This is a genomic window from Bacillus sp. AY2-1, from assembly GCF_008368965.1.
GTDB classification, from domain to species: Bacteria; Bacillota; Bacilli; order Bacillales; family Bacillaceae_G; genus Bacillus_A; species Bacillus_A thuringiensis_S.
Window position 1 is genome coordinate 60,939 of the sequence record NZ_QPEL01000069.1, and the last position, 11,713, is coordinate 72,651.

Consider the following 11,713-nt stretch of genomic DNA (forward strand, 5'->3'; position numbering starts at 1 on the left):
TCGACAACTCCTTTTTATTTTTCTCTTGATGCAATGGTTTGCGCAATCGCATCTCCATGAAATCTACCGTTCTCGATAAATATTTCATTTGCATTATTTCCAGCAGCAATGACACCTGCAATGAAAATATTTTCAGCATTCGTTTCCATTCTATCCTCTGTATAAATTGGACGTCCTGTTTCTTCATCAATCTGAACACCCATCTTCGTTAAGAAGCTATGATCAGGATGATAACCAGTCATCGCAAATACAAAATCGTTTTGGATTGTATAAACTTCACCATCAACTGTAAACGTTAATGTATGCTCAGTAATTTCTTTCACATGAGCCCCGAAATGCATTTGAATTGTACCGTTTCGTACTAACGCCTCAAATTCCGGCAAAATCCAAGGCTTTATGCTTGGCGAATACTCAATTCCACGATACAGTACCGTTACACGCGCACCAGCTTTAACAAGTTCTAATGCGGCATCTACACTCGAATTTTTCCCACCTATAACTACTACGTCTCGATCAAAATAAGGATGCCCCTCTTTAAAATAGTGAGCTACTTTCTTCAATCCCTCACCTGGAACATTCATATAATTTGGGTTATCATAATATCCAGTTGCTACAACAATATATTTCGCTATATATGTTTCTTTACTTCCGTCACACTTTGTCGTCTCAACTTGAAAAACTCCTCCATCTTTTTGAACTTTCTCCACTCGCTCAAAAGCATTTACACGTACAGATTTACGTTTTACTACTTCACGATAATACGCAAGCGCTTGATTTCGAACTGGCTTACGATTTTCTGTAATAAAAGCTACATCACCAATTTCTAATTTTTCACTAGAAGAGAAAAATGTTTGATGAGTTGGATAATTATAAATGGCATTTACAATGTTTCCTTTTTCAATTACTAACGGATTTATCCCTACCTTTTGCAACGAAATCGCTGCCGCTAATCCGCACGGACCGCCTCCGATTATAATAACTGTTTCTTTCTGCATACTCGTCCACTCCTAGTCTTCTACCAATACACTATTTATAAAAACAAGAAAAAACCTACTTACAGCAGTAGGTACCTATCTTTATTGTATTCATTTTTCATATATTTGTCATCTAAACGAAACGTACATCCGATAGACATCTGCTAAAAACTGCTGAAATTTAATACCTTGTTTCCCTAATACATTCTCAGGATCAATCTTTCTAGCTGGATCAAGCGTTTTATGTGACACGATATCTTTTTTCGGATTTAAGCCAAAGTTTTGGCATAAATACGCATGATACCATGTAAAACGATTATATGCTTCCCAAAAGTTAACATCACCGCCATAACAAAGTTCCACTCCAATGGCCGCCTTATTCGCGTCATAGCCGTATAAGTCATTATCCGTCGGCACACCATATCGAACATGATACGCAACTTCATTTATAGGAATAATCTCCAATATTGTTTTATCATCTATAAATGTATGCGCCGAAGCTTTCGGTTGTAATTCATTAAAGTAATCTCGATTTCCTATCGCATTGCTTCCTGGATTCCCCGTATCATGGCTTACAATAAATCTCACTTTAGTCAGAGGAATCCCCGGCCGTGAACTTCCATATCCAATATAGTTGCGTTCTATAGGAAACATCGCCATTGCTACCAACTCCCGCTCTAGAAGATTACCTTACTTCCTTATATATGTATTCGGTAGCAACGTCCTTATCGCATATTTCTTACACGAAGAGAAAATCGAAAATATTTGAAGTGAACACCATAAACAACAAGATACTTACAGCCACTCCATAAAAACCGTAAAACCAAACACAATCTTCTTTCGTATCTAAACCGAAAAATTTATTTACCGATTGTAATAATGTGCCACGCTTGCTTTGTTTGTTTCGTAATACTTCCACTCGCTCTACAACATCTGCTGGCATCATAAATCTTTGGTCTACTGTCATTTTCATCATTTATCTCTCCTTAAAATCATTTCCGTTTTGTTTATCTAAGGAGAGTATAGCACGTTTGTTCGTATAGAACAAGCGTTCTTTTTTTATTTTTATTTTATTTTTCAGCAAGCCAAGTAAAAATTGAGATTACAACGGCAATAATCGGCCCTACTACAACCACACCAAATATCAAAAACAGTAGCCCTTCTCCGAACATTCTAACGGTACTTACTTTTCGAGCTTTCATCGTTCTTGCAAGTTCTCCCTCTAACCTCTTAACCTTTTCTTCTAATTGTTCTACTCGTTCCAGCATTTCATTCTCCATATATAACACCTCATTTAATACTTCAACAAAAAAACGTGATTCCCTCGAAAGGAAATCACGTTTTCTCAAGATATAATATTTTATACCCAACCTCTGAAGCGGCTTGCTTCAGCCATTTTACGAACACCAACCATGTACGCCGCTAAGCGCATGTTCACTTTACGAACTTGTGCTGTTTCATAAATAGAATCAAATGATCTTACCATTACTTTTTCTAAACGTTGTTCTACTTCTTCTTCAGTCCAGTAGTATCCTTGGTTATTTTGTACCCACTCAAAGTAAGATACTGTTACACCACCAGCACTTGCTAACACGTCTGGAACAAGTAAAATTCCGCGATCTGTTAAAATTTTAGTCGCTTCTAATGTTGTTGGACCATTTGCAGCTTCAACAACGATTTTCGCTTTAATATCATTAGCATTTTCTTCTGTAATTTGGTTCTCAATTGCAGCTGGAACTAAAATATCGCAATCAAGTTCTAACAATTCTTTATTTGAAATTGTATTGTTAAATAGCTTTGTTACTGTACCGAAGCTATCACGACGGTCTAATAAATAATCAATATCTAATCCGTTTGGATCATGTAACGCACCGTAAGCATCTGAGATTGCAATAACTTTCGCACCTGCATCATGCATAAATTTAGCTAAGAAGCTACCAGCATTACCGAACCCTTGGACAACAACGCGTGCACCCTTAATATCAATGCCACGTTTTTTCGCAGCTTCACGAATACAAATTGTTACACCTTTCGCTGTTGCTGTTTCACGGCCATGTGATCCACCTAATACAAGCGGTTTACCTGTAATAAATCCTGGTGAATTAAATTCATCAATACGGCTATACTCATCCATCATCCATGCCATAATTTGAGAGTTTGTGAATACATCTGGAGCTGGAATATCTTTCGTCGGACCTACGATTTGGCTAATTGCTCGTACATAACCGCGGCTTAATCTTTCTAACTCACGGAATGACATTTCACGTGGATCACAGATAATTCCACCCTTACCTCCACCATATGGTAAATCAACAATACCACATTTTAAACTCATCCAGATTGAAAGTGCTTTCACTTCATTTTCTGTTACATTCGGATGGAAGCGAATTCCACCTTTCGTTGGACCAACAGCATCATTATGTTGTGCACGATACCCTGTAAATATTTTAACAGTCCCGTCATCCATACGAACTGGTATTTTCACTGTCATCATACGAATTGGTTCTTTTAATAATTCATATACTTCGTTTGGATAACCCAATTTTTCTAACGCTTCACTAATAACAATTTGTGTTGAATTCAATAGTTCAAAATGTTGTTCCCTTTGTTGTTGTGTTTTTGTTTGAGTTCCCTTTTCGGCTACCATAGTAAGTAAACCCCCTGTAATTTCACTTGTTTAGTAAACCTTCATTGCCTAGTATACACCCTTAAATTTGGAATGCAATAGAAAACGCTAACAAATATATACAAACTATTTTCTGTTGCAAGCGTTTTCACTATTATTATAGTCCTTTTATTACTTTTAGAAAAGTAAAATACTTAAATATTTAAATATTTTTTATTTTACTCAAACATACTCCCATAAAACTGCATATTTTATTTTAAAAAAGTATGTTGGAGTATTTACAATCATCCCTTCCCTTATCCAAATAAAAACAAAACCTCAGCTATGTTGTATTAGCTGAGGTTTTGTTTTTTCACAAAGTAATTGTGTATTTGTTCTATCGCATTAAAATCCATTAATTCTTTACCGTACTCCATGATGCGATAAATAGTTGCGGTAGACGGATTACCGTATTCCGCTAAAATAGCTATAAAATCCGCCTTTAACAATTGAATTTGTTCCTCTTCTTCCATCCAAAGATAGAAGCGCTTATCCCACGTATATAGCTTTCCGCCAGTTACACCAAGGTTATATAAGCGATTCGACAGGTTAATTATGTCATCTAGCGTAGCAAACTCATATAATATATGCTCACTTTCATCTAGAGTCACTTGCATTTCAATAAACTCGTCACGAAACTCATCATCTGTATCCATTTCTTGATTTTCTTTCGTTACAATTACAACCATCCCTTGTGCTTGTAGAGAAAATACTTCAACTGCAATCGGACCATCTGCTTCAAATCCTAATTCCTTATTTGCTTCTTGCATCATATCACGAAATAATTGCTGTACTTTCGGCGCATTTCTCCATAAATCTTCTTTCGTTAATCCTCGTTCAGATAAATCATCAAATGTTAGAAAAATTTTTATCTTATTGTAATTTAATCGTTCCAGCCTCATCTCATACCCTCCCTACGTAACCAATGCATCTAATTTTTATTATATGAAATAGAAAATAGATGGTTCTTTTCGAACAACTATTCCGACATTTTTAACCATTCATCCCATTCTTCTTTTGTATCACCAATTAAGGTTGTTTCAATGTCCAACTGGTTTAGAACGCCTAGCTTTCCGATAAAGCCAACAGAAAGAGATTCCCTTTTTTCTTGTAATAAATTTATAAAGTTCATCGTCTTTTTCATTTCTTGTTCGTCAGCACAAGATACAAATACATATTTCGGCTGTATTTCTTCTACCGCTGACAACATACCATCTTCAGCTAAGCTTGTCCTAATATATATCGCCTCATATCCTTTTAAGCGTAAATACGTTGAAAAAATAAATCCTTGCAATGCATTCTTTTCTAACACAATAACTTTGTGTAAAGAGGAAAACATTGAGGCATTGTGATACACCATTCCTAGACGCGTTTGTAAAAATGATAGTGCATATTGGAATTGCGCCATTGAAATCTCATTATTATTTTTTGACATTAATAAATTGTCTGTCACTCGAAGAACGATACTGGCAACAACCTTCTCTGTTGAATATATACTAAAAGCTTCGTTTAATAATGCAGTAATTGTAATTTCATCAAATTTTAACAAAGCTTGTAGCAAATCGTCCACTAAAACAACTTCTTTATCGAAAGGTATCTCTTTTTGAACTGTACTCTGCAAACGATTCTCTTCTAATAACTGAACTGCTTGTCCAATCATCATACCGGAAGAAACTTTTTCCATTAACCATTTTAAAATTTGAATATGTTCTTCTGTATATAAACGATGCCCAGCTTGATTCCGCTTTGGGGCAATAATTTGATATCGTCTTTCCCATGCACGAAGCGTACTCGGCTGAACTCCAATTATATTCGAAACAGCTTTTATATTATATTTTCCACTAAGAGTTGGCATCATTTCCCTCCGCACAATGTAATGATATGTGTTTGAGCAGGTGCTCGGAAACGAAGTGGTATCAATGTTGTTCCGTACCCATTACTAACAAAGAGAATGGTATTCAAATGGTTATATACGCCACCTTTTAAATATTTTTTAGATGGGAATAATCGGATTTGTCCCCCATGCGTATGTCCACTTAATACAAGTGAAATCTGCTCATTTCCAGACATCTTTTTTATTATATCAGGGTTGTGACTAACTAAGATACGAAAACCTTCTTCTTTACAATCCGCCAATGCCAAATCTAGACGATCACGGTGCAATCCAACATCATCTATACCGAGCAAACAAATTCTCTCTCCTAATTCAGACTCAAATACCACTCTTGTATTATCTAAAACTTTTACGTTATTTTCTAATAATAACGCATCTAATTCATGATATTCTATCTCATAATCATTGTTTCCCCACACAAAATATACAGGAGCTATCTCTCTTAACTTTTGGATATTCGCAGAGATTTTTGATAAAGAGACACCTTTCTCTGCTAAATCTCCTCCGATAATTACTAGATCTACTTTTCCTTTTACTTGTTCAATTAACAAATTCGAAATAACTCTTCTATGAATATCAGAAATAAAAAACACATTTACTTTTTGAAAACTTTTCGGAAATTCTTTAAATACTAAAGTATGTTCCAACACCGTATTACGCGTTGCTTCTTTATACATCACAAGAAGTAATAAAATCCCCATGCCTATGAGAGTACTGAATAATATAATCCATATCATATTTTTTACTCCCCTCCTCATAAAGATAATCCTAGGCTTTTATAACAAATTGTGATCGCCTAATTCACTAGCTCTCTTGCTTTGTGGATTTATCTTTTATCGGAATTTTTAATTCTTGCCCTGCACTCACTTCATCTTCTTGCAAGTTATTATACTTTTTAATGACTTCAATCCCATTTTCATCCGAAAAATATTGCTTCGCTATACTTTCTAAAGTTTCTCCCTCTTTCACAGTATGCGTTATCGCTTTTTCAGACTGTTTCTGTGAATCAGATTTAGCTGAATCAAAGAAGATTACTTCAAACGCACTTTTCCCGGCATTATTACTATCGCCCTTCACCTGAATATATTTATCCGTATACCACAAAATACTAATTGGCAGCAGAATGAATAGAAATGTTAAAACCCGGACGAAAATGTGATTTATTTTAAACTTTTGTTTTTTCTCTTTATTTCTATGAATTTCACTACGCGGCGGTAAACTTTCTTTTTCTTCCACTCGCTCAACTTCTAATTCCTCTTCAAAATCAGGAATTCGTTTCCTCATGTTGTTCACCACCACCTTCCATTTATTTTCTTAATTGGAGTCCCATTATAAAATCAACAAGAAAGTGTGCAAAGATTGTTATAAACAAATTCCCTGTCCATTCAAATACATAACCAAAGACAAAACTAATGAAACAGACGAAACAAAACAAAAATGGCTTTGTTATATAACGAATATGTAACACTGCAAATACTAAACTCGCAATTACAATTCCAAAATGAGTCTGCACTACACCTCTAAATAAAAATTCTTCTGCAAAACCGATTACGAACGTAATAACGAGTAAATGTAGAACCGACATTCCTCGAAACATCTTATCGTTAATACCACCATCATCAAACCAAGACTCTGGAAACACTCGCATTGCAACATAATCTAATAACACAATACCAATCGCTAACAAACCACCTATAATAAGTATAGATACTGGTTCCCATTTCCATAAATTAAACACTTCTTTTACATCTTGAAATAATATATATGCTAGTAAACAGCCAATACCGATAATAATTAACTGTGTTATATATAGATTCAGCCTTATTTCCTGCGGACTCATATCTTCAACATTATGCCTTTGAATGTTCATCATTCCTCCATCTTTTCTAGGCCGAAAAGCTTTTGTAACTCTGTTTCCCAATTATAGTCGAAATCCGATTGTTGCGCTCGTCTTTTTTTATAATCTTCTTTTGTAATACCGCAATAATCGCAGCAATTATTTAACTCTTTCTCTTTCCTATAACCGAACTGTTGCAGCACATATTCACGTCTACATCCTTTAACTCGTATCCATGACTTCATATTTTCTAATTCACTATATTTATTACGCAACCTTATTTCTACTTCAGCTATTAATCGGTTCATAATTTCATCTGACAAACCCTCTAATAATAATCTTCGTTGTTGTATAATTCCAACCTGTTCGAGATGATAACGAACGAAACGCCAATATTGCTCATTAAATCTTGCTGCATTATAACAAATTTCTTCTACATCTTCTATTGGTAATTCTTTCGTTTGAAACATTCTTTCTTGTAGTAAAGAAAATAAAAATTGTATTTGCGACTTACTTGGCAATTCATCCTCAATGATTGAAAGTGGTAAATCATGATCCAACGGACTACACAATAAAATAGCTATACTCGGTTTGCCATCTCTTCCAGCTCTTCCGATTTCTTGTAAGTAAGAAGCTATATTAGTTGGATAATGAAAATGAATAATATATTGCGTATTCGCCTTATTTACCCCCATACCAAATGCACTTGTACATATTACAAGCTGCAATTGATCGTTCATAAACTGCTGTTGAATTAACATACGCTCTTCATGTTCCATACCACCATGATAAAAAGCTACACCAGTAACACCTTTCCCTCTCAAGTATTCCGTTAACCTTTCTGTCCACGCTCTACTTGAACAATATACAATCCCCGGCCCTTGTAAATACATCACCTGCTCCAAAAGCGCCTCTTTCTTTTCTTCTATCGTCTCTACAAATTGCACCTCCATTGCAATATTAGGACGGTCAATAGAGTATACATGTTCCGCGGCACCCTTTAAATTTAAACTGTCTGCGATATCTTGCAGTACCCCTTTTGTCGCTGTGGCTGTCAATGCTAACACTGTAGGAGAACCAATATTTTCAATAACTACATTTAGTTTCTTATAGTCCGGTCTAAAATCATAACCCCATTGAGAAATACAATGAGCCTCATCAACAACAAATAATGAAATATGAATTTTCTTCAATTCCCTAATTAATAACTCCGACTGTAACATCTCTGGTGAAACAAAAATAAATTTATATGAAGATAATTTTTTCATCGCTTCTCTTTTTTCATTTAATGTCCGAAAACTATTAAATGCTATCACTCGGTTTTTCACAACATACTTTAATTGTGTCACTTGATCTTCCATTAAAGATAATAACGGCGATACAACAAGCACTGTTCCTTCTCGCATAAGCCCCGGAAACTGATAGCACATAGACTTTCCTCTTCCAGTCGGAAGCATTGCTATCACATCTTTTCCTTCTAATAAATCTGTAATAACTCCTTTTTGACCTGGACGAAATTCAGAATATCCAAACCACTTATATAAATATTCTTCAAGTTTCATTTACACCCTCCATCCGCGCTAATACAAGACGAACTTCAAAATAAGAGATATCTTCTCCAATCGCTTGTTTCAAAACACGTAACTTCCGCGTTTGCAATGCTTCAATTACTTTTATTACTTTGTCTATCTTTTCTTTTTCCATAAACATTTCAATAGAAAAATCTTTTTCTCGCAAAGCAATTTCAACAAAATGATCTTCTATCGTTGCAACCTTCAAATTCCGAATCGTTGCTATTTCTTCTAAAGAACGCCCTTGTCTCCAAAAATTATATGTTTTTTTCGTGGATAAACTAAATAGTTCAGCTCTCTCATTTGGATAAGATATAATTTCAGCTAATAGCGGAAATTCATTTTCTTTATCACGAACTTCTTGTATAAAGAAATGCATTGTACCCCAAAATAAAAAATACACCCTGAACATATCTTGTTTCGTAATTTCTGCTAATTGTTGCAATGTACAACCAATCCGTTCATAACCCGTTAGTCGATATGTTACAATCGTCGCTTCTATCGCATTACTTTTTTCTAAAAGATTATGTACTTCCGTCCACAGTTTTCTCGCCAATTCACTTCTCTTATATGGCCTTCCTGTTAGAAAACGTTTCACCCACATCATTATTTCTGTATCTTGTTGAATCGGGATAAACTTAGTATTATTCTGTTGTAAATTTGATATAGTTTGAATAATCAATGACAATCTTTTCCAAAATGTTTCACCTAATTCTCCATAATGTAAACCATGCAAATGCGCTGGAAAAGCATAAACTTCCTCCCATTTATGTAACTGCGTTTTACCCTTAGGTGTTAACACATATGTATTTTCATGTATTTCTTGAATAAAATCTGCTTGCAACAACTTTACAACTTCACCATCATAGTCATTTCTATTTAATGATTTATATATTCCGAACAAAAAAGAAATTCTAAACATATTTCCATCTTGTAAAGTTTGCGAAGAACGTTTGCCCTTTAGTAAATAATAAATAGATGAAACGGTTCTTTCACCATTCAATTGTTTTAAACAATGCAACAAAGTATATTGTATTTGCATGACCGCTTCCACCTTCCAATCTTAACTTCATTCTTTTCAGTACAATTACACTATCTACTGTCGCTCATTAAACTTATCATAATAAGAACTATATACTTGTATATATTCTATTGTATCAAACGAAATCATATTTACGTATTTTGAAAATCTTATGACATAATTCAAAAATAAGTTGACACACTAATTGATAAGCATTATCATTATAATTTTATGTTGAAAAGTTTTACAAACCGTTTTACAATAAGGTTATAATTTTTATGGCAAGCTTTTCACATACATATTATCAGGAGGGAAAAAAGATGGCAAAATATACAATCGTTGATAAAGATACTTGTATTGCATGTGGTGCTTGTGGCGCTGCTGCACCAGACATTTATGACTATGATGATGAAGGTATTGCATTTGTAACATTAGACGATAACCAAGGTATCGTTGAAATTCCAGATGTATTAATTGAAGATATGATGGATGCATTCGAAGGCTGTCCAACTGACTCAATTAAAGTTGCTGACGAATCATTCGACGGAGACGCTTTAAAATTTGAATAGTCTTTTATTAACTTCAAAAAATGCCCCTCATATTGATGAGGGGCATTTTTTGTATCTAAATTTTATTTTCCTTAATAAAAAACCATTAGTAGTTCCACACTACTAATGGTTTATATATATTATGCATTTTTCATTTTTGCAAACACCCATACTTTCAGGCGTGAGAATAATGCCACAAATACAATTGTTACAACAATTCCTTTAATTAAATTAAATGGTAAGATTGCCGTTACAACCGTTGTTCTTATAGCTTCGCTAGACATAGCTGGTGAATTTAAAAACCAAGTGTACGCCGGGAATATGATGATGTAGTTTAATACACTCATAATAAGTGCCATTGTAATTGTCCCTAGCATTAACCCTGTCGTTAAACTCTTCACAGTACGATACTTTCTAAATAAGAAAGCTGCTGGTCCAATAAATAAACATCCTGCAATAAAGTTTGCAATTTCTCCAACTGGTACTCCCGTTAAACTTCCTTGAATCCCGTAATGTAAAATGTTCTTTATTGCCTCTACAATCACTCCAGCTACTGGTCCAAAGATAATTGCTGCAATTAGAGCTGGTACATCACTAAAATCAATTTTCAAAAATGGCGGAAGCCCTGGGAACGGGAAATCTAACATCATTAGTAAATATGCAATACTACTTAGCATCGCTACACTCACCATCTGCACCACACTGTTTTTTTGTTTCATCTTTCTCTCTCCTTTTCCATCGATCTTCTCATGGAAAGTGGAAAGGTTCTGCTATGCCTATTTTTTCATAGAACGAAAAAAACCTTTGTGTTTTACACAAAGGGAGAATTTAAGGCACATCAAACAGACGTTCAAATCCATATCTTTTTTGAACGCTTGAACCTCCATCTTCTCCCATCCAGACTGTACTGTCGGCTTTGGAATCACACCAAATCCTGCCTTAACGGCTCGCGGGCTTAGAACAAAATCATAAATAGTTCATCACCGCCGGTCGGGATTTTCACCCTGCCCCGAAGATAGACCGATATTCTATTTTCCCCTTCATTATACAACAACCTCATAACATTGTGAACAAAAAAATTGTAACTTATTTAAAATTAGTTATTTATTTTTCGTAACAATAAATAAATTGCGAGATATTTTACAATACAATCCATATTTTTTATTATTCGGCATTTCTCTTTTGAATTACCTAGTCATATAT

At 34.6% G+C, this 11,713-nt stretch carries 14 protein-coding genes and 1 riboswitch; of the genes, 1 reads left to right on the plus strand and 13 read right to left on the minus strand.

Annotated features, from left to right (window positions below; genetic code table 11):
* Positions 1-14: 14 nt before the first annotated feature.
* From DN403_RS17240 to DN403_RS17295, 12 genes are all read right to left on the minus strand, one after another.
* Positions 15-995 carry a YpdA family putative bacillithiol disulfide reductase gene (locus tag DN403_RS17240; protein ID WP_001168517.1) on the minus strand — a complete coding sequence of 327 codons (981 nt, stop codon included), beginning with the start codon at positions 993-995 and terminating at the stop codon, positions 15-17.
* Between the two features lie 108 nt (positions 996-1,103).
* A complete protein-coding gene (locus tag DN403_RS17245) occupies positions 1,104-1,634 on the minus strand; it encodes a peptidoglycan recognition protein family protein (protein ID WP_001240655.1) in 531 nt (176 codons plus the stop codon).
* Positions 1,635-1,713: 79 nt separating this feature from the next.
* A complete protein-coding gene (locus tag DN403_RS17250; protein ID WP_002083150.1) occupies positions 1,714-1,950 on the minus strand; it encodes a DUF3961 domain-containing protein in 237 nt (78 codons plus the stop codon).
* Between the two features lie 94 nt (positions 1,951-2,044).
* Positions 2,045-2,254: a hypothetical protein gene (locus DN403_RS17255; RefSeq protein ID WP_000426765.1), complete on the minus strand. Its 210-nt coding sequence runs from the start codon at positions 2,252-2,254 to the stop codon at positions 2,045-2,047.
* 80 nt (positions 2,255-2,334) lie between these two features.
* Entirely contained in the window at positions 2,335-3,621 is a 1,287-nt protein-coding gene (gene gudB, locus DN403_RS17260) for an NAD-specific glutamate dehydrogenase (RefSeq protein WP_000225173.1), read from the minus strand.
* Between the two features lie 311 nt (positions 3,622-3,932).
* Positions 3,933-4,541: a genetic competence negative regulator gene (locus tag DN403_RS17265; protein ID WP_001235399.1), complete on the minus strand. Its 609-nt coding sequence runs from the start codon at positions 4,539-4,541 to the stop codon at positions 3,933-3,935.
* Between the two features lie 77 nt (positions 4,542-4,618).
* Positions 4,619-5,494, minus strand: a complete 876-nt coding sequence (locus tag DN403_RS17270; protein ID WP_001142721.1) for a MerR family transcriptional regulator — start codon at positions 5,492-5,494, stop codon at positions 4,619-4,621.
* On the minus strand, positions 5,494-6,270 hold the full coding sequence (locus DN403_RS17275) for a metallophosphoesterase (protein ID WP_000637802.1): 777 nt from the start codon (positions 6,268-6,270) through the stop codon (positions 5,494-5,496). Before DN403_RS17275 ends, DN403_RS17270 begins: the two co-directional genes overlap by 1 nt.
* A 67-nt stretch (positions 6,271-6,337) precedes the next feature.
* On the minus strand, positions 6,338-6,817 hold the full coding sequence (locus DN403_RS17280) for a LysM peptidoglycan-binding domain-containing protein (protein WP_001231548.1): 480 nt from the start codon (positions 6,815-6,817) through the stop codon (positions 6,338-6,340).
* A gap of 22 nt (positions 6,818-6,839) precedes the next feature.
* Positions 6,840-7,403, minus strand: a complete 564-nt coding sequence (locus tag DN403_RS17285; protein WP_001025781.1) for a CPBP family intramembrane glutamic endopeptidase — start codon at positions 7,401-7,403, stop codon at positions 6,840-6,842.
* Positions 7,403-8,932: an ATP-dependent DNA helicase RecQ gene (gene recQ, locus DN403_RS17290; protein WP_000762978.1), complete on the minus strand. Its 1,530-nt coding sequence runs from the start codon at positions 8,930-8,932 to the stop codon at positions 7,403-7,405. The genes DN403_RS17285 and recQ overlap by 1 nt, the downstream gene beginning before the upstream one ends.
* Positions 8,922-9,983, minus strand: coding sequence for a YpbB family protein (locus DN403_RS17295; protein WP_001167015.1), 1,062 nt, complete (start codon positions 9,981-9,983; stop codon positions 8,922-8,924). Before DN403_RS17295 ends, recQ begins: the two co-directional genes overlap by 11 nt.
* A gap of 299 nt (positions 9,984-10,282) precedes the next feature.
* On the opposite strand from DN403_RS17295, the gene DN403_RS17300 reads away from it, so the two are divergent.
* Positions 10,283-10,531 (plus strand): ferredoxin, encoded by a 249-nt coding sequence (locus tag DN403_RS17300; protein WP_001151993.1) that lies wholly within the window; start codon positions 10,283-10,285, stop codon positions 10,529-10,531.
* 119 nt (positions 10,532-10,650) lie between these two features.
* On the opposite strand, the gene DN403_RS17305 is transcribed toward DN403_RS17300, so the two are convergent.
* On the minus strand, positions 10,651-11,229 hold the full coding sequence (locus DN403_RS17305) for an ECF transporter S component (RefSeq protein ID WP_000810856.1): 579 nt from the start codon (positions 11,227-11,229) through the stop codon (positions 10,651-10,653).
* 162 nt (positions 11,230-11,391) lie between these two features.
* Positions 11,392-11,531: riboswitch (FMN riboswitch) on the minus strand.
* Positions 11,532-11,713 lie beyond the last annotated feature (182 nt).